The 21,513-nt window shown below is 45.5% G+C and carries 18 protein-coding genes; 12 read left to right on the top strand and 6 right to left on the bottom strand.

The features are described 5' to 3' along the window. The first annotated feature begins 60 nt into the window (after positions 1-60). The 10 genes from IHV80_RS14890 to IHV80_RS14845 all read left to right on the top strand — a co-directional run bounded on the left by IHV80_RS14890 (position 61) and on the right by IHV80_RS14845 (position 12,890). Positions 61-909, top strand: coding sequence for a Dam family site-specific DNA-(adenine-N6)-methyltransferase (locus IHV80_RS14890; protein WP_017104652.1), 849 nt, complete (start codon positions 61-63; stop codon positions 907-909). 201 nt (positions 910-1,110) lie between these two features. Continuing rightward, the gene (gene rpe / locus IHV80_RS14885; RefSeq protein ID WP_192889507.1) at positions 1,111-1,785 is read left to right on the top strand and encodes a ribulose-phosphate 3-epimerase; all 675 of its coding nucleotides are present in this window, start codon (positions 1,111-1,113) and stop codon (positions 1,783-1,785) included. A gap of 118 nt (positions 1,786-1,903) precedes the next feature. Continuing rightward, positions 1,904-2,590, top strand: coding sequence for a phosphoglycolate phosphatase (locus IHV80_RS14880; protein WP_192889506.1), 687 nt, complete (start codon positions 1,904-1,906; stop codon positions 2,588-2,590). 186 nt (positions 2,591-2,776) lie between these two features. Then, positions 2,777-3,793 (top strand): tryptophan--tRNA ligase, encoded by a 1,017-nt coding sequence (gene trpS / locus IHV80_RS14875; RefSeq protein WP_017103608.1) that lies wholly within the window; start codon positions 2,777-2,779, stop codon positions 3,791-3,793. Positions 3,794-4,178: 385 nt separating this feature from the next. Continuing rightward, positions 4,179-6,773, top strand: a complete 2,595-nt coding sequence (locus IHV80_RS14870) for an ExeM/NucH family extracellular endonuclease (RefSeq protein ID WP_192889505.1) — start codon at positions 4,179-4,181, stop codon at positions 6,771-6,773. Positions 6,774-6,961: 188 nt separating this feature from the next. After that, positions 6,962-7,540 carry an aminodeoxychorismate/anthranilate synthase component II gene (locus IHV80_RS14865; RefSeq protein ID WP_192889504.1) on the top strand — a complete coding sequence of 193 codons (579 nt, stop codon included), beginning with the start codon at positions 6,962-6,964 and terminating at the stop codon, positions 7,538-7,540. Positions 7,541-8,005: 465 nt separating this feature from the next. Next, positions 8,006-9,217, top strand: a complete 1,212-nt coding sequence (locus tag IHV80_RS14860) for an aspartate aminotransferase family protein (protein ID WP_192889503.1) — start codon at positions 8,006-8,008, stop codon at positions 9,215-9,217. A 106-nt stretch (positions 9,218-9,323) separates the two neighbouring features. After that, a complete protein-coding gene (gene astA / locus IHV80_RS14855; RefSeq protein WP_009848917.1) occupies positions 9,324-10,343 on the top strand; it encodes an arginine N-succinyltransferase in 1,020 nt (339 codons plus the stop codon). Positions 10,344-10,382: 39 nt separating this feature from the next. Beyond that, on the top strand, positions 10,383-11,840 hold the full coding sequence (gene astD, locus IHV80_RS14850; protein ID WP_192889502.1) for a succinylglutamate-semialdehyde dehydrogenase: 1,458 nt from the start codon (positions 10,383-10,385) through the stop codon (positions 11,838-11,840). A gap of 258 nt (positions 11,841-12,098) precedes the next feature. After that, on the top strand, positions 12,099-12,890 hold the full coding sequence (locus IHV80_RS14845) for a DUF1338 domain-containing protein (protein ID WP_192889501.1): 792 nt from the start codon (positions 12,099-12,101) through the stop codon (positions 12,888-12,890). A 176-nt stretch (positions 12,891-13,066) separates the two neighbouring features. Here IHV80_RS14845 and crp read toward each other — a convergent pair whose 3' ends face one another. From crp to IHV80_RS14815, 6 genes are all read right to left on the bottom strand, one after another. After that, positions 13,067-13,699, bottom strand: coding sequence for a cAMP-activated global transcriptional regulator CRP (crp, locus tag IHV80_RS14840; RefSeq protein WP_004729651.1), 633 nt, complete (start codon positions 13,697-13,699; stop codon positions 13,067-13,069). 241 nt (positions 13,700-13,940) lie between these two features. Then, the gene (locus tag IHV80_RS14835; protein ID WP_004729650.1) at positions 13,941-14,810 is read right to left on the bottom strand and encodes a phosphoribulokinase; all 870 of its coding nucleotides are present in this window, start codon (positions 14,808-14,810) and stop codon (positions 13,941-13,943) included. Between the two features lie 77 nt (positions 14,811-14,887). Then, entirely contained in the window at positions 14,888-15,100 is a 213-nt protein-coding gene (locus IHV80_RS14830) for a YheU family protein (protein WP_010435208.1), read from the bottom strand. 108 nt (positions 15,101-15,208) lie between these two features. Beyond that, a complete protein-coding gene (locus IHV80_RS14825; protein ID WP_192889500.1) occupies positions 15,209-16,276 on the bottom strand; it encodes a hydrolase in 1,068 nt (355 codons plus the stop codon). 207 nt (positions 16,277-16,483) lie between these two features. Next, a complete protein-coding gene (locus tag IHV80_RS14820) occupies positions 16,484-16,954 on the bottom strand; it encodes a TIGR02444 family protein (RefSeq protein WP_192889499.1) in 471 nt (156 codons plus the stop codon). Then, positions 16,951-18,873 carry an ABC transporter ATP-binding protein gene (locus IHV80_RS14815; RefSeq protein ID WP_192889498.1) on the bottom strand — a complete coding sequence of 641 codons (1,923 nt, stop codon included), beginning with the start codon at positions 18,871-18,873 and terminating at the stop codon, positions 16,951-16,953. Before IHV80_RS14815 ends, IHV80_RS14820 begins: the two co-directional genes overlap by 4 nt. Before the next feature lie 173 nt (positions 18,874-19,046). On the opposite strand from IHV80_RS14815, the gene kefG reads away from it, so the two are divergent. Both kefG and kefB read left to right on the top strand, forming a co-directional pair. Continuing rightward, complete coding sequence (kefG, locus tag IHV80_RS14810) at positions 19,047-19,631, top strand: glutathione-regulated potassium-efflux system ancillary protein KefG (protein ID WP_192889497.1); 585 nt, start codon at positions 19,047-19,049, stop codon at positions 19,629-19,631. Next, the gene (kefB, locus tag IHV80_RS14805) at positions 19,618-21,414 is read left to right on the top strand and encodes a glutathione-regulated potassium-efflux system protein KefB (RefSeq protein WP_192890781.1); all 1,797 of its coding nucleotides are present in this window, start codon (positions 19,618-19,620) and stop codon (positions 21,412-21,414) included. Before kefG ends, kefB begins: the two co-directional genes overlap by 14 nt. Positions 21,415-21,513: the final 99 nt, after the last annotated feature.

Genomic DNA, 21,513 nt, shown 5'->3' with positions numbered 1-21,513 from the left:
TAGCCTCAAAATATGTTACATTCCGCAGCCTTATTTTTGAGTTGATAGATAGAGCAGTAAATGAAAAAGCAGCGTGCCTTTCTAAAATGGGCTGGTGGTAAATATGGCCTAGTTGAAGACATCCAACGTCACCTGCCACCTGCTCGAAAATTGGTAGAACCGTTTGTCGGTGCCGGCTCAGTGTTTTTGAATACTGATTTTGAACAGTACTTGCTAGCGGATATCAATCCCGATCTTATCAACTTGTACAACCTTCTTAAAACTGACCCTGAAACCTACATCTCTGAAGCGAAGCGCTGGTTCTGTCCTGAGAATAATCGCAAAGAAGTCTTTTTAGATATTCGAGCTGAGTTCAATGGTACCGACAATGTCATGTATCGCTCGCTTGCTTTCTTGTATATGAACCGATTTGGCTTCAATGGCTTGTGTCGATACAACAAGAAAGGTGGTTTTAACGTTCCGTTTGGTTCTTACAAAAAACCTTACTTCCCAGAAGCTGAGCTTGAGTTTTTCTCTGAGAAAGCGAAAAAAGCGACGTTTGTTTGTGAAGGCTATAGTGAGACCTTTAGCCGCGCCCGTAAGGGTTGTGTGGTTTATTGTGATCCTCCTTATGCGCCATTGTCTAGCACCGCTAACTTTACCTCTTATGCGGGTAATGGCTTCAGCTTAGATGACCAAGCAGCCTTGGCTGATGTTGCAGAAAGAGCGGCAATGGAACGAGGCATCCCTGTCTTGATTTCAAACCATGACACCACCTTAACGCGCCGTTTATACCATGGTGCGGAACTGAACGTGGTTAAGGTTAAGCGCACCATTAGCCGTAATGGCGCAGGGCGCAATAAAGTCGATGAGTTACTGGCACTTTTTCACAAAGAGAAAAACCAGCAACACGCTTCAACTGAATTGTAGTAGTCAGAATAACCCTCGAACTCATCAAATTGAGTGCTCCACGGGTACTTTCATAAACTAATCTTTCGAACTGCTAGGATCTGCTTAGGTGCTTAGGTAGAATTGCACACCAAATAGTCTTGGGATTGAGTCTTGTATTTGTATATGAGATGTCACCAAGGCGGTGATATTCGCAATTTACTCACTCTTAAGAGGTTTGGTATGAAAGATTTTCTAATCGCTCCATCGATTTTGTCTGCAGATTTTGCTCGTCTTGGTGAAGACGTAGAGAAAGTACTCGCAGCCGGGGCTGATGTTGTGCACTTCGATGTGATGGACAACCACTACGTACCTAACCTGACTTTTGGCGCACCTATCTGTAAAGCGCTGCGCGACTACGGTATTACTGCTCCTATCGATGTTCACTTAATGGTTAAGCCTGTAGATAGCATCGTGCCTGAGTTTGCTAAAGCTGGCGCATCAATGATTACCTTCCATGTTGAAGCCTCTGAGCACGTTGATCGTACTCTACAGCTGATCAAAGAGCACGGCTGTAAAGCGGGTGTAGTATTGAATCCAGCAACGCCACTTTCTTGTCTTGATTACATCCTAGACAAAGTCGACATGATTCTACTGATGTCAGTGAACCCTGGCTTTGGCGGTCAATCTTTCATTCCTCACACACTTGATAAGCTGCGCGCTGTTCGTAAACTTATTGACGACTCAGGCCGTGATATCCGCCTTGAGATTGATGGCGGCGTGAAGGTTGATAACATCCGTGAAATCGCAGAAGCGGGCGCAGATATGTTCGTTGCAGGTTCCGCTATCTTCAATCAACCGGACTACAAAGAAGTGATTGATGAGATGCGTGCAGAGCTTGCAAAAGTTAACGCATAAAAGTAGAACTAAGGTCTGTTGACCTAAAATCAAAAATTTAGATTAAGGGGCTCATTAGCCCCTTTTTTACGTCTTATAGCTCAACTCATAAGGCAACAATTATAAATAGGAAAGTAAGATGTCATTAAGCTCAATAAAACTGCTCGCCTTTGATTTGGATGGAACCTTATTAGATAGCGTGCCTGATTTGGCTGTCGCCGCTGACCAAGCTTGTCAGGAACTGGGTTTTTCTTCAGTAAGCGAAGAACAAGTTCGTGACTATGTAGGTAATGGTGCTGATGTTCTTATCGGACGTTCACTGAGCCGCAACCTTACGGTTGACCCAAGCCTTGAGCCTGAACTACTAAAAAAAGCGCGCATCCTGTTTGATGATTTCTACGAGCAGGGCGGTCACAAGCTGAGTCACCTTTACCCATCGGTTAAAGAGACACTGGCTGAGCTGGATAAAGCGGGTTTCACTATGGTACTTGTTACCAACAAGCCATCGAAATTTGTACCAGACGTTCTGGCGCAGCATGGTATCGGTAAGTACTTTGTTGATGTGTTGGGCGGCGACTCTTTCCCAGAGAAAAAGCCGAACCCAGTGGCGCTGAACTGGTTGCTAGAAAAGCACAATGTGAAGGCTGAAGAGATGCTGATGGTTGGCGATTCAAGCAATGACATCAAAGCGGCTAAGAATGCAGGCTGTCACTCGTTTGGTCTGACTTACGGCTACAACCACGGTGAGCCGATTTCAGCATCAAACCCTGACTATGTCGCAGACAACATTGCGCAATTACTAGATGTCGTTCTAGTTTCAGCATAAAGCGGACAAAAGTTAGCAAACCTACTAGCAAAATACTTGTCAATGAGTACACTGGATGAGCCGCGTAGAAAGAGCTACGCGGCTTTTCTATATTTAAGTTAAGAAGCTAGGCGAACAAGCGAAGTTAACAAGCGAAGTTAACAAGCGAAGTGAAAAACCAAGCTACCAAGCAAAGGAATTAAAACCATGAGCAAGCCCATCGTATTGAGTGGTGTTCAACCATCTGGTGAACTAAGTATCGGTAACTACTTGGGTGCTCTACGTCAATGGCAACAGATGCAAGATGATTACGATTGCCAATACTGTGTTGTAGACCTTCACGCAATTACGGTTCGCCAAGACCCGAAAGCACTGCATGAAGCGACTCTAGACGCATTAGCAATCTGTCTTGCTGTCGGTGTTGATCCAAAGAAGAGCACGCTATTTGTTCAGTCACACGTACCAGAGCATGCTCAACTTGGTTGGCTTCTTAACTGTTACACACAAATGGGTGAACTGAGCCGTATGACTCAGTTTAAAGATAAGTCTGCACGTCACTCAAATGACGTAAACGTAGGCCTATACGATTACCCAGTGTTGATGGCTGCAGATATCCTGCTTTACGGTGCTCACCAAGTGCCAGTAGGTAGCGACCAGAAACAGCATCTAGAGCTAGCGCGTGATATCGCCAATCGCTTTAACAACATCTACGGCCCTGAAACACCAATTTTCCAAGTTCCAGAACCTTACATTCCAACAGTGAATGCACGTGTAATGAGCCTGCAAGATGCGACTAAGAAAATGTCTAAGTCGGATGATAACCGTAAGAACGTAATTACTCTGCTAGAAGAGCCTAAGTCGATCATCAAGAAGATCAACAAAGCGCAAACCGATGCAGAAACGCCACCACGAATTGCTCACGATTGGGAAAACAAAGCGGGTATCTCTAACCTAATGGGTCTGTACTCTGCGGCGACGGGTAAAACGTTTGAAGAGATCGAAGCGCAATACCAAGGCGTTGAGATGTACGGTCCGTTCAAGAAGGATGTAGGCGCAGCATTGGTTGAGATGCTTGAGCCGATTCAATCTGAATATCACCGTATCCGTGCTGATCGTGCTTACATGGACGCAGTAATGAAAGCGGGTGCTGAAAAAGCGTCTGAACGTGCTGCAGTAACACTGAAAAAAGCATACGAAGCGGTAGGTTTTGTTACTCGCCCATAGGGTGAACTAACACAACTCGTTTGAGAATTTGAGCCCAAAGTAGCTTTTGTTTACTTTGGGCTTTTTAATGCCCATTCCATTTACCTTCCTCGAAAATCCCTTGTTTGAATTGATGATTTACGGAGTATCTGACTAGCATATTCATCACTTTAATGCTGTGCAGATGATCTTATTCAGCACTCCTGAGCTTTATAAATTGATGCTCATTTCTATATATGTTGGAAATATATAACGTGCCAAACAATTGATGATTCCAAAGTGATAAGTTCCTCATTTTCTTGCCAACTGACTTATTCATTTCATAAATAAACCTGATAGTTACCACAAAATACATGACTGCCCATAGATGGCAGTGACTATAAATCGATGAACTCAGGTGAAACGGATGGCTCTTTTACACAAACCTTCATTGCTAGCAGTGGCAATTGGTAGCTTGCTAACGGCAAGTGCACACGCTGATTTGTTTATTTCACAATATGTGGAAGGCGGCAGCTACAACAAAGCGGTTGAGATTGCTAATAACGGCGATAGCAGCATTAATTTAGATGGTTATTCACTGGCTAAATCAGCGAACGGCAACGGAACATGGGGTGCCACTTTACCTTTAGATGGCCACGTTTTAGCACCCGGTGAAGTACTTGTGGTCGCACATTCTAGCGCGAGTGATGAGATTAAAGCTCAAGCTGACATCATTAATGCTTCTATCGCTAATCATAACGGTGACGACCCGCTGGCTATCTTGAATTCAGATGGATCGGTACATGATGTTGTTGGTTTGATGGGCGATGTGGACTGGGGTAAAGATGTTACTTTGGTTCGTGCGACACAAACACCATCGGTGACATTTGATGCTTCACAGTGGGTATCGCTACCAAAAGACAGCATTGAAGGCCTAGGTTCACTAGACAGTGTTGAGCTGCCAGAAGCGTTCACTTGTACACAAGATGGCTCTGATCCAGTATTCACAACCATTCAAGAGATCCAAGGAGAGGGCGCAACATCACCGTTCATTGATGGCTACCCGTACATCACTGACGATGAGTACTTCGTGAAAGGTGTTGTGAGTGCGGTGACAACGGGCATAACCAAAGGCTTCTATCTGCAAGCACTTGAGGATGACTTCAATTCAAGTACTTCTGAAGGTCTATTTATCCACACGAATCAATCGAGCTCAGAACTGGCTGCGGGCGATGTAGTGTGTGTGAAAGGTAAGGTTCAAGAATACTACAGCCATACTCAGCTTAAAGTTGAAAACAACCAATGGCTAAAACAGGGCGAACAACAAGCGCCTGAAGCAACGGCGATTGAAGCTCTAGACAGTGATGAAAACTTCGCTGCAACGCTTGAACGCTATGAAGGCATGTTGGTGAAAACAACAGAAGCGCTTGATATGCGTGTAACTCGTACCTTTGGTTATGACTACGCAGGTCGTCGTAATAATATGGTACTGGCGCATGAGCGTATTAACATGCAGCCGAACCAGCTTTTCGCAGCAGGTTCTGAAGACGCGAAACAACAAACGGAAGATAACGCAGACCGTCGTCTTTTCGTTGAAACCGATCAAAAAGCGGGTGACGGACAAGTTCCTTTTTATCCAGACTTTGGCCGTACCGATATTGACCAAGATGGCTCGACGGAAGACTACATCCGTATCGATGACACCATTGTTGGCCTAGAAGGCGTATTGACCTACAGCTACGGTGAGTATCGCTTAGTGACAACTAACCAGATCTCGGCTGAGAACTTTATCCGTAATGACCCACGTACTGACAAGCCTGATATGGATGAAGGCGATCTGCGTATCGCGACCTTCAATGTCTTGAACTACTTCAATTCTCCATTTGGTGGTGATGCGAATCAACATGGTAACAACCGTGGCGCGAACACCATGACTGAGTTTGAGATGCAGCAAGAGAAGATTGTGAACGCAATTCTTCGCTTAGATGCTGACATCATTGGTTTGATGGAAATTGAGAACAACGGCTTTGGTGAAGGTTCTGCCATTCAGCAGCTGGTTAGCCAACTGAATGATCGTATTGAGCGTAAGAAAGACCGCTATACCTTTGTGGCTGTCGATTCAAATGAAGATGGCGTAACCGATGAGATGGACTCGATTGGTACTGATGTCATTACAACGGGTGTTATCTACCGTAAGAAAGTGGTTAAGCTTAAAGACAGTCGTGTTATCGCGATGCCAAGCCAACAAGCACCAGAGGTATTAGACGATTCTGGTAAGGTGATTGAAGACGGTAAAAACTACCAACGTGACTCATTGGCGCCAACCTTTAAAGTTAAAGGCACCAAAGAGAAGCTCACTGTAGCGATCAACCACTTTAAATCGAAAGGTTCTAAGTGTTGGGAAGATGCAGCTCCTGTTGAGCAGGGCGGCCAAGGTGGCGTTGATGCCGACAAGCAAGGTTCATGTGAGAACTTCCGCGTGGCAGCCGCGGTTGCGCTGGGTGAAGCGCTAGATGGCATCAAAGGCCATAAAGTGATTCTGGGTGATATGAACTCGTACGGCATGGAAGACCCAATGTTGGTACTGACGGATTACTCTGAAGAGAAATACGGTAAGCAAATTAAAGCGGCGCGTAACACTTACATTGACGGCGTTGAGCAGTTTGGTGACAGTGGTGCTGTGATCACTAAGAACTACGGCTACATTAATGCTGTGGCTCAAAAGCACCCAGACAGCTGGAGCTACTCATACAATGATGAAGTCGGTGCCTTGGATCATTTGTTGATCAGTGACAGCCTGAAAGACATGGTTGTGGATGCTACTGATTGGCATATCAATGGTGGTGAGTCGACGTTGTTTGACTATAACGAAGAGTTCAAAGGTGACCTACCTAAGTACCAAGATCACTTCCGTTCGTCGGATCATGATCCTGCTGTTCTTGAACTGCGAGTGGGTGGTTCATTTGGCTTCGGTGCACTGATGTCATTGTTTGGCTTAGCAATGTGGCGTCGTCGCAAGTAGCGACATCGTTAATCATGCAAGCAACCTGATTCAGGTAACTGAAAGTTATCTGTAAACAATTAAGGTCAACTCAGGTTGGCCTTAATTATTGGCGAAATGCAGTTTCCACTTGCCTTTCGCCATGGGTATTGCACAATACCGCCCCTATATCTCCCAATCATTTAGTATTTAGCAAACGATTTCGACCCATGTTACTTATCATCGATAACTACGACTCTTTTACCTATAACTTGTATCAGTATTTCTGTGAGTTAGGGGTCACTGTGAAAGTTGTTCGCAACGATGAGATTGATATTGCGGGCATTGAATCGCTAAATCCTAGCCACCTTGTTATCTCGCCGGGCCCTTGTACGCCTGATGATGCGGGAGTCTCTCTGCAAGTCATTGAACACTTCGCTGGTAAACTGCCGATCTTAGGTGTGTGTCTTGGTCATCAAGCCATTGCTCAAGTCTTTGGTGGTGAAGTGGTGCGAGCCAGACAAGTGATGCACGGTAAAACCTCTCCAATACGCCACAATGGCAAGAGCGTTTTTCAAGGGCTTAATAACCCTTTAACCGTGACACGTTACCATTCTCTAGTGGTGAAAAATGGCACGTTACCTGACTGCTTTGAACTGACGTCTTGGACAGAATTTGAAGATGGCAGCATGGATGAGATCATGGGTTATCAACACAAAACCTTGCCGATTGATGCCGTACAATTTCACCCTGAGTCGATTAAAACAGAGCAAGGACACCAGCTTCTCGCTAACTTCTTAGCGCGTTGAGTGTTTAAATTTGACTCTTTCTGCGTCTAAATAAGCCAGTTAAACCTGTTAGCCTATTCGTTAAGCGTTTAAATTCGGGCGCTACGCGTCTCTTACTCCTCTGACGCCGATCACTTTTTATAACATTTCTCTCTCTTCAGGCTAAGTTTTTAGCCTATGCAAAATTATTCGCCTTATTTCGTCTCGAACCCTATATACAGCAATGCCAGTAAGGCTTTGCTGTTACTGGTTATGCGTTTAAGTAAAAAAAGCTTCATAAAACAGATTAATTGATGCATAAATAGTCATAGGTAGTGACGTTTAGCTGGTTGTTAGGGATGGCTAAAGAATAATCTACTATTGAAAGCGTTAATTAAATGTAAATATAATGCTGCAGCGGGATTATGGCGAGAGAAAATATCTTTGTCTCACTTATGAACCAGTACGCTTATTTGCGAAGCTTGCGGTATCGAAAAGGAATGTACGATGACAGTGGAAAAAAAAGTAGAACGTAGTCTGTTTAATGAGGTGATGGTGCCTTGTTATAACCCAATGGAAATGATCCCAGTAAAAGGGGAAGGCGCACGCGTTTGGGACCAACAAGGCCGAGAGTATATCGACTTTGCTGGTGGTATCGCTGTGAGCTGTTTGGGTCACTGTCACCCAGCAATGGTTAACGCAGTTACTGAGCAAGCAAACAAGATTTGGCATTTAAGTAATGTAATGACCAATGAACCTGCATTGCGTCTAGCGAAGAAGCTAACAGAAGTATGTTTTGCAGAAAAAGTATTCTTTGCCAACTCAGGTGCAGAAGCGAACGAAGCAGCATTGAAGCTAGCTCGTCGTTGGGCGGTGGATGTTCACGGTCCTGAGAAATCTGAAATCATTGCATTCAAACAAGGTTTCCACGGTCGTACTTTCTTTACCGTAACCGTTGGTGGACAAGAGGCTTACTCTGATGGCTTCGGTCCTAAACCAGGTGATGTTACGCACCTGCCTTATAACGATATTGCAGCGCTAGAAGCGCACATCTCTGATCGCACTTGTGCAATCATGATGGAACCTCTGCAAGGTGAGGGCGGTATCATCTCTCCAACATCTGAATTCGTGAACACAGTTCGTGAATTGTGCGACAAACACAATGCATTGCTTATCTTTGATGAAGTGCAAACAGGTAATGGCCGTACGGGTAACTTTTACGCTTACCAAGGCCTAGGTGTTACACCTGACATCCTAACCACTGCGAAATCACTAGGTGGTGGTTTCCCTATCGGCGCAATGCTAACAACATCTAAACTCGCGACACATCTAAAAGTGGGTACGCACGGTTCTACTTACGGTGGTAACCCACTGGCATGTGCCGTTGCTGAAGCGGTTGTTGACGTGGTTAGCCAGCCTGAAACTTTGGCTGGCGTGAAAGAGCGTGAAGCAATGTTCCGTGATGGTTTAGCTAAGATTAACGACAAATACCAAATATTCAGTGAAGTTCGCGGTAAAGGCCTATTGCTAGGTGCTGCGCTTAATGAAGCATGGCAAGGTCGTGCTCGTGATGTATTAGTAGCAGCAGGCGAGCAAGGCTTGATGGTACTGGTTGCGGGCACAAACGTGGTTCGTTTCACGCCATCACTGGTTATCACTACACAAGAAATTGAAGAAGGTTTATCAAAACTAGACAAAGCAATCGCTACGCTAGTTTAGCCTGAGCGGCGTCATAGGAATGATCGCCATTAGAGCGATCCCATGACGTATGCTAAAGGCCCAAGCTTCTGGTTTTGGGCCTGTTTTGCATCTGGAGGGAATATTGATGCTAGTTGTTCGCCCAATAAAATTATCTGATTACGATGCGCTGCATACCTGCGCGGTTGAATCTGGTCACGGATTCACATCTCTTCCGGTTAACGAAGAACTGTTAACCAACCGAATTACTCATTCTGAATACAGCTTTGCTAAACAAGACGTGACTGAACCCGGTGATGAAGGCTACCTAATGGTTGGCTTCGACACTGAAACGGGAGAAGTCGCCGGTACGACAGGCATCGAAGCCTCAATTGGCTGGGATGTTCCGTTTTACTCTTACCACATCAGCAAAGTGGTTCACTCATCGCAAAAGCTTGGCGTGAATAACGTCGTGAAGCTACTGACTTTCGGCAATAACTACACAGGATGCAGTGAGATCTGCACACTGTTCTTGCGCCCAGCTTTCCGTGGTGGATTGAATGGTCGTTTGATGTCTAAGTGTCGCTTCCTGATCATGTCTGAGCACCCAGAGCGTTTCTCTAAAACGATTTTTGCTGAGATGCGTGGTGTATCCGATGCGGAAGGTAATTCTCCTTTCTGGCAATGGCTGCAAGAGCACTTCTTCTCAATTGATTTCACGCTTGCAGATTACCTAACTGGTATTGGTAAGAAAGGCTTCATTGCTGACCTAATGCCGAAGCTGCCTATCTACGTGAACCTACTGAGCAAAGAGGCTCAGGCGGTGATTGGAGAGGTACATGATAATACACGTCCTGCACTTAAGTTGCTGGAACGTGAAGGTTTTACTAACCGTGGTTATGTCGACATCTTTGATGCAGGCCCGACGGTTGAGTGTGATTTAAGAAACATTGAATCAGTGCGTCATGCGATTCGAGCACAGGTTCAAATTGCAGAGCACTCCAGCTCTAAAGACTTCCTAATTGGTAATACCTCGTTTGAGAACTTCCGCGCAGTAGCCGCGAAAGGTGCGTATGACCAAGCAAGCGACACAGTGATTTTATCATCTGAAGTAGCAAGCGCTCTTGAAGTAAAAGAAGGCGAATTCGTTCGCATGTTGGCTCAGTAAGAGCGGCGATTATCTGTCGAAGATTTTAAGGATAGAAGTATGACTCAGTGGATAGCAGGGCAGTGGGTGGCAGGTCAAGGCGACGCCATGACATCAGTAAGCCCATACAACAATGAAGTGGTGTGGCAAGGCGATAGTGCAACACCAGCGCAGGTTGAATCTGCAGTAGCAGCGGCTCGTGACGCGTTCTTAGTTTGGAAAAAACTGAGCTTTGCAGAGCGTGAAGCGATCGTGTTGAACTTTGCTGAGAAGGTAAAAGAGAACAGCGAAGAGATTGCACAGATTATTGCAAAAGAGACGGGTAAACCGATTTGGGAAACTCGCACTGAAGCGGGCGCAATGGCGGGTAAAATCGCTATCTCTATTCGTGCTTACCACGAACGTACTGGTGAGGCTTCGCGTGAAGCGGCGGGCAACCAAATCGTACTGCGTCATCGTCCATTAGGCGTTATGGCGGTATTTGGCCCTTATAACTTCCCAGGTCACCTACCTAACGGTCATATTGTCCCAGCTCTGCTATCGGGTAATACCGTGGTATTTAAGCCGTCAGAGCAGACGCCTTGGACGGGTGAGTTTGCGATGAAACTATGGCAAGAAGCTGGCCTTCCTGCTGGCGTGATTAACCTAGTACAAGGTGCCAAAGAGACAGGCATCGCACTGGCTGATGCTAAAGGCCTTGATGGCGTACTATTCACAGGTAGTGCTAATACTGGTCATATCCTTCACCGTCAATTTGCTGGTCAACCGGGCAAGATGCTAGCGCTAGAGATGGGCGGTAACAATCCAATGGTGATCAGTGATCAATTTGGTGATGCTGACGCGACGGTTTATACCATTATCCAATCGGCTTTCATCAGTGCGGGTCAACGTTGTACATGTGCACGTCGCTTGTATGTTCCCGTTGGAGATAAGGGTGATCAACTGCTTGATAAGTTAGTTTCGGCTACCTTGAAGATTCGTGTCGATCAGCCATTCGCTGAGCCAGCACCCTTCATGGGTCCACAAATCTCTGAGGCGGCGGCTAAGTTCATTCTGGACGCGCAAGCTAATCTGCAATCGTTAGGTGGTGTAAGCCTAGTAGAAGCAAAAGCGGGCGAAGCGGCATTTGTTTCTCCGGGTATTATCGATGCAACTAACATTGTTGAATTGCCAGATGAAGAGTACTTCGGCCCATTGCTGCAAGTGGTTCGTTACCAATCGCTAGAGCAAGCAGTGGAACTGGCTAATGACACACGCTTTGGTTTGTCTGCAGGCCTAGTTTCAACAGACGATTCAGAGTGGGAATACTTCGTTGACCATATCCGTGCGGGTATTGTTAACCGTAACCGCCAGTTAACAGGCGCAAGTGGTGATGCACCATTTGGTGGCCCGGGTGCTTCAGGTAACCTACGCCCAAGTGCTTACTATGCGGCTGATTACTGTGCTTACCCAATGGCGTCAATGGAAGGTGGTGAAACTCAACTGCCAGCGACATTTAGCCCAGGTATTGAGCTTTAGTTTAAGCTCTTAAGCTATAAGTTCATGAATCATAGGCTTATGAGCTCTAGGTTCATGAATAACAGCTTCATTGGTTAATTGTGTAATAAGGAAGCAGTGTTATCGCTTCCTATTTTCACCCACGTCCGACACCTCGATTGGGCGGTAAATAATAATAGAACAAGTATGTCACAGGCTGATGGCTGCTGACTCTATGTCCAGCCTCTCCCTTTCTAATCCAAATTACTAGCTTGCTAGAACCTCTGACAAGGAGTCACCATGACGCCCGATCTACTCTTTAAATCACTATGGGACGATTACATTCACAGGCTTTGTCCATCGGCTGAGAAAGTACATCACTTGCTGAAAGAAGACGAAGCTCTGATTAATGATCACATTGCACTGCGTACTTTCAATGTAGCACCGCTAGGTATTGAAACACTGGCCAAGCCTTTCCTTGAATTGGGTTACAAGGCGTGTGGCGATTACTTGTTTGAGAGCAAGAAGCTAGTGGCTAAGCACTACGAGCACCCAGACCCAAACCAACCGAAAGTGTTCATTAGTGAGTTGAAGGTAGAAGAGTGTTCAAATGACTTACAACAGATCGTTGCTAAGTTGGTTGAGCAAGTAGACGCAAGCAAGCTTCAAGGTCATGAGTTCTTGTTTGGTGGTCGCCTTTGGGATCTGAGTTTCGCGGATTTCCAAGTACTAGCAAAAGAGAGTGAATACGCTTCTTGGCTCGCAGCTCATGGCTACGGTGCAAACCACTTTACGGTGAGTGTGAACCAACTTGATACTTTTGATGAAGTGCAGGCAGTGAATGATTATCTGAGTGAATCAGGCTTCACTATCAATGCGTCTGGTGGTGAGGTTAAAGGCTCTCCAGAGGTCTTATTAGAGCAATCATCAACAATGGCAGACAAAGTCCCAGTTTCATTTGTTGAAGGCAATGAGATGATTCCTGGTGGCTTCTATGAGTTCGCTAAGCGTTATGCGATGGCTAATGGTGAGCTTTATACAGGATTTGTCGCAGCATCGGCTGACAAGATCTTTGAAAGCACCAACGGTTAAAGAAAGATACGAGTATGGGCTTTGCCCTAGAGATGCGGGTAAGCTTCGCTTCGAGATACTTTAGAAGAGCGAAGTCCGATCTCTAATATCGGTTCCCGCATCTGATCTTTAGAAAACAAAAAAGCCACCAAATTCGCATTTGGTGGCTTTCAAATTTTTGGCTCAGTCAATCGAGATTAACGAGTGCCGTATACCACGATAGTCTTACCGTGTGCAGAAATTAGGTTCTGCTCTTCAAGCATCTTCAAGATACGACCTACTGTCTCACGAGAACAACCAACGATCTGGCCAATCTCTTGACGAGTGATCTTGATTTGCATGCCGTCAGGGTGAGTCATTGCATCTGGCTGTTTCGCTAGGTTAAGTAGCGTTTGAGCGATACGACCGGTTACGTCAAGGAACGCTAAGTCACCAACCTTTTGGCTAGTTACTTGTAGACGGTTTGCCATTTGCGCTGAAAGGCGCATCAGGATATCTGGGTTCACTTGGATAAGTTGACGGAATTTCTTGAAAGAAATTTCAGCTACTTCACAAGGAGATTTAGCACGAACCCACGCAGTACGTTCTTGGTCTTCTTCGAAAAGTCCAAGTTCACCGATGAAGTCGCCTTGGTTTAGGTAAGAAAGAATCATTTCCTTACCTTCTTCGTCTTTGATAAGAACAGCCACAGAACCTTTAACGATGTAGTACAAGGTTTCTGCCTTTTCACCAGCATGAATCAAAGTACTTTTTGAAGGGTACTTATGAATATGACAGTGTGAAAGGAACCACTCTAATGTTGGATCGGTTTGAGGTTTACCTAGAACCATAATATCTCACTTCCTCTGCAGGGTATGCTTGCCGCTTTCCGTATTTTAGCTAAGCCTGAATTGACTCAGTTAGGATAAGAGCACTCGTTGAGTGCTGCAAGCTATCTTGTGTTTCGTTTAAGAATAGTATCCTTTTTCAGGTACTATTTCTTGATTTTAATCGTGACCAAGCTACGATTTTTTACGCAAAATTGTGCACATGATCACGGTATGAAAAGTAATCAACCAGAATGACGTTTTGTTAACCTATTTTTCCGGTTTCGATTAGTTGTTGTAGGATTGGCCTTACAATGAGCTCCATAGCAAAACTCATTTTACCTCCTGGCACCACAAGCGTGTTATGACGTGACATAAATGAGCCATCAATCATTGCCAAAAGGTAAGGGAAATCGACGTTTTTGATACCACGCAAACGTATAACAACGAAGCTTTCGTCTAAACTAGGAATCCCTTTGGCGTTCAGTGGGTTCGATGTATCTACGGTTGGGACACGCTGAAAGTTGATATGAGTGCGCGAAAACTGCGGGGTAATGTAGTTAAGGTAATCATCCATTGAGCGAACAATAGAGTCCATCACCGCTTCGCGAGAGTGCCCACGATCGCGTGTGTCACGAACGAATTTCTGGATCCACTCTAGGTTTACGATAGGTACCATGCCGATCAGCAGGTCGACGTGTTGCGAGACGTTAATGTCGCCATCGACTACGCCACCATGAAGGCCTTCGTAAAACATCACATCTGAGTTTTCAGGGATCTCTTGCCATGGCGTAAAAGTGCCGGGCATTTGGTTGTAAGGAACGGCTTCATCGAAGGTATGTAGATAGCTGCGGACTTTGCCCGTGCCTTCATTACCGTATTGACGGAAGAACTCTTCTAATGCGCCAAAATCGTTAGCTTGTGGACCAAAGTAGCTGATGTGCTTACCTTGCTCGCGCGCTTTACGGATCTCGACATCCATCTCTGGGCGAGTGAAGCGATGGAAACTATCCCCCTCAACCCAAGCAGCCTTCACGTCCATCATATTGAACATTTTACGAAAGGCTTCTGAGGTGGTGGTGGTGCCGGCTCCAGATGAACCCGTCACCGCAATAATTGGATGTTTAGCGGACATGACAACCCTTGTCTTTTGAGTAACTTACTTGTTAGCAATCGTTTACCACTATAACACGGCTCCTTTATGAGCGCAGCCTAGAAGCGTTTTGTGACTTGAATATCAACGGTTTCATGGAGCTCAGAAAACACGATGCTGACTTCTCCTGAGGCTAATTGATGTTTCACTTGGTCAATCTTGTTTTGCAGTGAAACCTCTACGTCACCATAGTCTGTGCCTTCACGTAGCACGAATTCTTTGATGAGGTTTTCCAGTGTCTCTGGCGCAATGTCTTGCCATGGGATGATCATAAATACTTCTCTCTTTTATGTTCATGGATATGTTCATAGATATGTTTGTTGATGTGGAAATGAGTGTGCTTAGTAATACTTTTACTTCTATTTACTAAGGCTCGGTCATTATGCCGAATCTTGGATACTTTCATAGTAGGCAGGCAACGCTTCTTCTAACCAAAACCTTGGCTTGAGTGTGCTGCCAGTAATAAACCCAACATGCCCACCTTTTTGAAACAGTCGATAATCGATGTTATCGGGCAGAACGAATTTTGGGATCACATCATCGGTCATGAAAGGATCGTCTTTGGCATGAATGATCTGAGTCGGCAGTTTAATCCGATTCAATTTAGGCAAGGCTGAACATTGTGCGTAATAGTCTTGTGCATTCTTGAACCCGTGCAGAGGTGCAGTGATTCGTTCATCAAACTCATACAGCTTGTCGATCTTCTTGATGCTTTCCGCTGAGATGCCAATCTTCTCTTGTAGCAACTTATGCTTCTTCAACGCATTCGATTTCAAAGAATTGAGCAGGTACTTTTTGTAGAGTTTGGAAAAGCCTTGTTCGATACGACTTGAGCAACAAGCAAGGTCAAAGGGCGCAGAGACAATTGTAGCCGCTGATATTAACGGATCATCTGCGTAGTCGGCGAGATAATTAGCCAACATGTTGCCGCCCAGCGAGATGCCAACCGCAACCTTAGGGTTATTGGGAAATCTTGAATGCAGGTGTCTCAAAAAGAAGCGAGCATCTTCGACCTCTCCAGAGTGGTAAGCTCGAGCCAAGCGATTCGGTTTTCCGCTACAACCTCTGAAGTGCATCATCACGGACAACCAACCATCCTTAGCAAACGCGTTCATCAGTCCATTGGCATATGGGCTCTCAAAGCTCCCCTCTAATCCATGGAATAGGATGAAGATGGGCTTATTGCTTAGTTTGCTTGAGCTTAGTTTGTCAGAGCTTAGGTTATCAGAGCTTGGGTTGTCACTGCTTGGATGGTCATTACTCGAGTTGTCACTACTGGGCCTGCCACCATCGGGGGATTCGCTCCATGCAAGGTCGAGAAAGTCACCATCGGGTGTTTCTAAGGTTTGCCATTGAGGAGCAAACAACGCCTGCTTTCTAATAAATCGTGGCACCAAGGTTTGTAGGTGAGGATTTGATAAACCAGCTGCAGCGGTAAATATTGTCATAAAAACAGTCCATGCTTCTTTTATGGGCTTTGATAAAGTGTTGAGCTTTTAGCGAAACGCCCACGTTTTTATTTGAGCTTGGTTGATTCTCGGCATAAGCGCAAGGGTTTCACAGAGACGGGCTAAAAAAACACGCCATGAGTAACTGATTGAATAATATCGAGGTTAAGCTTGGATCTTGATGGAATAAAAGGGAAAGGTAACGAGTTAAGGCTGAGGGGCTGGTTCAGAAAAAGCATCATAGAGGTTTTCTGCGCCGAGTAGCCGACAATATTCAAACGCGAGTGGCGATTGTTGATTGCCAGAGAGATGCAGAGAGTTGATACAGTCGACGAGATCAGATTGCTGTTGCTTCTCTAGCTGCAGCTCAAACTGGAGTGCTTCGCGGTAGAGAGAATCGACGACTTGAGGTTTGAGATGCTTACGCAGCTCTCGATAGCTATGAAGAAGAGTTTCAGAGCGGCTTAAACACTGCTGTACTTTGTGCCACTCTTCTTCAGCAAAAGACAATTGCTGCTCATCAAGCCATTTGAGAAGCAGCAGTAGATTGACGTTGCCGTGGAACTGGTTTTGTAAAGCTAAGCACGCATCCTTTACACCACGCACACTGTAATACTGAAGGCTAAATTGCCATAGTCGTTCCAGTGTTAGTGATATCGGGGCGTGCTCTGGGCTCATAAGCTATCCATTTCCTGTTCCATTTGCTCAAGCTCTTCTTGAGTGGACATCCAATCCATTTCAACTTCTTCTAGCTGTGATTTACTGCTCGCTTGCAGAGCGAGTACTTTATTCAGTCTAGCCTTATTTTCAGCTTCATAAAGTGAAGTGTCAGATAATTGCTGTTCAGCCTCTTCAAGATCAAGCGTCAACTTATCCATTTTCTTTTCAAACTGAGTCAATTGTTTGCGAATAGGTGCGGTCAGTTTTCTGAACTCGGCTTCCTTACGCTTTTGTTCTTTCTTCGATGCCGCACTATTTGCACTGTCTTTAGCCGGAGCTAATGCTTGCGCTTCTTTACGTTCAATTTTTTGCTGTTCAGTTAGCCATTTATAGTAATCGTCAAGATCACCATCAAATGGTGCAACCTGACGGTCATGTACTAGGTACAAGTCATCGGTTGTTGCACGCAGTAAGTAACGGTCGTGCGATACGATAACCATCGCACCTTCAAACGTTTGCAGCGCGAAGGTCAGCGCTTGACGCATGTCGAGATCCAAGTGGTTGGTTGGTTCATCGAGTAACAATAGATTCGGTTTTTGCCATACCAGCAGAGCCAGTACCAATCGTGCTTTTTCACCACCCGAAAAAGGAGCCACTTTATCGAGTGCTTTCTCACCTTGGAAGCCGAAGCTACCTAGGTAATCTCGCAATTGTTGCTCAGTGTGTTTAGGCGCAATCTGCATCATGTGTTGCAGTGGCGTTTCTTCTGGATGCAGCGTCTCTAATTGATGCTGAGCGAAGTAACCCATCTTAACACCTTGCGAATAGCTCAGTTCACCACCTTGCTGCTTCAGTTCGCCTGAAAGCAGTTTGATCAGCGTTGATTTACCTGCACCATTTCGGCCCAGCAAACCGATACGGCTACCTGGAACGAGGTTAAGGCGAATCTTTTCTAGAATCAGGTTGTCATCGTAGCCTGCCGATACCTCATCCATCATCATGATTGGGTTAGGCAGCGCGTCTGGCTCTCTAAATTCAAAGCTGAATGGGTTATCAAATTGAGCAGGTAGCACTTGTTCCATTTTCTCAAGCGCTTTAATACGGCTTTGCGCTTGGCGAGCCTTTGAGGCTTTGTAGCGGAAACGATCAATGTAGCTCTGCATGTGAGACATCTGTTTCTGCTGCTTTTGGAACATCGCTTGTTGCAGGATCAGTTTTTGAGCACGTTGAGTCTCAAACGACGAGTAGTTACCGGTGTATTCGTTCAGCTGCTGGTTTTCAACATGCACGATGCGGTTGACGATAGGGTCTAAGAAGTCTCTATCGTGCGAGATAAGAACTAGTGTGCCTGGGTAGTTTTGTAGCCAGCGCTCTAGCCACATCACAGCATCTAAGTCTAAGTGGTTGGTAGGTTCATCGAGTAGTAGTAGGTCACTGCGACATAGTAGGGCTTGCGCTAGGTTCAAGCGCATACGCCAACCACCTGAGAATTGAGTCAGGTTCCACGTCATTTGTTTTTGGCGAAAACCAAGGCCATCAAGTAATTCAGCTGCTCGTGAATTGATGGTGTAACCACCGATGGTTTCAATCTTGCCATGTATTTCTGCTACCAGTGTGCCGTTGTCGGCCTGTTCAGCTTTCGCCAGCTGCTCTTCAAGGCCACGATATTCTCTGTCACCATCAATCACATATTCAATGGCTTTTCTTTCTAAGGCTGGGGTTTCTTGTGCAACCCAAGCCATTTCCCAGTGAGCGGGTTTACTGAATGAACCGGCATCAATCGATAGCTCGTCTTTAATTAAGGCGAACAGCGTAGATTTACCACAGCCATTTTTACCTACTAAACCGACTTTGTCGCCAGGATGAAGGGTTGCAGATGCTTGGTCGAGAAGTGGCTTACCGCCGCGTAGCAATTGAATATCAGAGAAAGTAATCATATAGAGGTAGCATAGAAATTAGAGGTGAACAGACGCCTGCATAGTAGGCTGAATCCAGATAAAAGTCGATCACAATGCAATTTGCGTTATGATGCCAATAACATATTAATAACTTTTGCTTAAATTCTTGTGGCCTTGCCACCGTTTAGCTCTAAAAGGAATGTTTCAAAGGAATGAGTAATACTCCCTCGACACAAAAAGCTGTGCCAAAGGTGCTAGTGATCTACGCACATCCTGAGCCACAAACCTCTATTGCCAATCAAATGATGGTCAAAAAGATAGAGTCGCTTGGGCATGTCAAAATCCATGATCTCTACGCGACGTATCCTGATTTCTTTATTGATGTGCCTTATGAGCATGAGCTACTGCTTCAGTATGATGTTATTGTCTTTCAACACCCTCTATTTATGTATTCATGCCCATCACTACTAAAAGAGTGGTTTGACCGAGTATTAGGCAAAGGTTTTGCGTTTGGTGAGCAGAGTGCCCTTAAGGGAAAACACTGGCGCAGTGTGATTACTACCGGTGGTAAAGAAGAGGCATTTGGAGAGACAGGCTATAATAAATATCCATTACAAGAAATTTTGCAGCCATTCGAGTTAACCGCCGCTTTGTGTCAGATGCACTGGATGTCACCTTTAGTTCTACACTGGGCAAGAAACGTCTCGGATATGACGCGTTACCAACACGCGGAAGCTTATCGAAATTGGCTGCGAGACCCGCTACAAGATATAGGAGCGAATGATGGCTCTGACTAACGATTTTCTACAAAGTAGCGTTATTTTTTTAGCCGCAGCAGTGGTTGCGGTACCTATCGCGCAGCGCGCAGGTTTAGGTTCGGTATTAGGCTATCTATTAGCCGGTGTGGCAATTGGCCCATGGGGGCTCGGTTTAATCAGCGATGTAGAAGCGATTTTGCATTTCTCCGAGTTCGGGGTGGTACTGCTACTCTTTCTAATTGGTTTAGAACTTAACCCTAAAAAGTTATGGCAGATGCGAGCACCTATTCTCGGATTGGGTGGCGCGCAAGTGCTGATAACCACTCTGATTATTACCGCCATCGCCTGTTTGTTCGGATTAACTTGGCAAACTAGTTTGGTCATAGGTATGGGCTTAGCCCTATCTTCGACTGCAATCGCCTTACGTGTTATTGAAGAGCGAGAGCTCGGTGGCAAAGAGGCGGGGCAGTCAGGCTTTGCAGTATTACTTTTTCAAGATATTGCCGTAATCCCTATGTTGGCGATGCTGCCTTTGCTTGCTGGTAACACGGGCGGCAGTTGGGCTGATATGCTGTGGATGCTAGGTGGTGTGATTGGCTTGCTTGTCGGTGGTCACTTTTTGTTAAGACCACTATTTCGATATGTAGTCATGAGCGGTGTTCGTGAGTTGTTCACGGTCGCAGCGCTGTTATTGGTGATTGGTATTGCTGTCATCATGCAACAGATTGGTTTGTCGATGGCTCTGGGTACTTTCTTGGCGGGCGTACTTCTGGCTGAAAGTGAATATCGACACGAGTTAGAAATCGCGATTGACCCATTCAAAGGGTTGCTGCTTGGTTTGTTCTTTATCTCTGTGGGTATGGCGGTAAACCTAGGTTTATTGGCAGAAAGCCCATTCGCAATACTTATCGCAGTGTCGTCTCTGGTCGTATTGAAAGGTTTGGTGCTGTATGCGCTGGCTCGTATCTTCGGTACTCAAGCTAAAGCGCGCAGCCGAATGGCGATGATTCTCAGCCAAGGTGGTGAGTTTGCCTTCGTTATTTTTACCGCGGCGAGTGCACAAGGTATCTTAAGCGGCGCCCAAGTGTCGTTCTTACTGGTTGTTGTGAGCCTTTCTATGGTGACCACGCCATTGATGCTTAAGCTGCAAGATCGATTCTTTGCTCGTCAGCTAAATCAAATCAGTGAAAGTGCGATGTCTTCGGATGTAGTTGATCGCAGTCCTCGAGTGATTATTGCGGGCTTTGGTCGTTTCGGTCAGATCATTGGTCGTCTGATGTATGCCAATAAGATTCGTATCACCGTCCTTGAAAGTGATGCTAGCCAAATACACATCCTTAGAAAGTTCGGCTACAAGGTATTCTACGGTGACTCTACTCACCTTGAACTATTACGAGCTGCGGGAGCTGACAAAGCGGAAGCGATTGTGTTGTGTACCGACTCTCCCGATGAAATCATGAAAACCGTGGATTTGTGTAAGCAACACTTCCCACAGTTGAAGATTTTAGCGCGTGCTCGAAGCCGTGTTGAAGCGTATCAATTACTTAACCATGGTGTGAGCAACTATTCGCGTGAAACCTTCCTTGGGGCATTAGATTTAGGTCGTCAAACACTGACCGAACTTGGCATGCATCCATACAAAGCGAAGCGAGCAGAAGCACACTTTAGGAAATTGGATAATGGTATGCTGAAAGAGTTACTCCCTCAGCATAACGAAGATGCCGAGTTAGCCCAAAGAGCGAAAGAGGCTCGTAAAGAGCTTGAAGAGATTTTTGGACACGAGATGGAAAATGATCACCAATCTCGAAATTATTGGCAGTAGCCTAGTCTAGAAATATAGCCTGAGTTAAAAACAATCACTTAAAAGAGCCAATCTAAGAATAAACACGGTCTCTGCTTAGCCTTAAATTGAGCGAGTGGG

The sequence above is a fragment of the Vibrio bathopelagicus genome (assembly GCF_014879975.1).
In the GTDB taxonomy this organism is placed as follows: Bacteria; Pseudomonadota; Gammaproteobacteria; order Enterobacterales; family Vibrionaceae; genus Vibrio; species Vibrio bathopelagicus.
The sequence above is the reverse complement of the archived record's forward strand: the minus strand, read 5'-3'. Positions and strand labels throughout refer to the sequence as shown.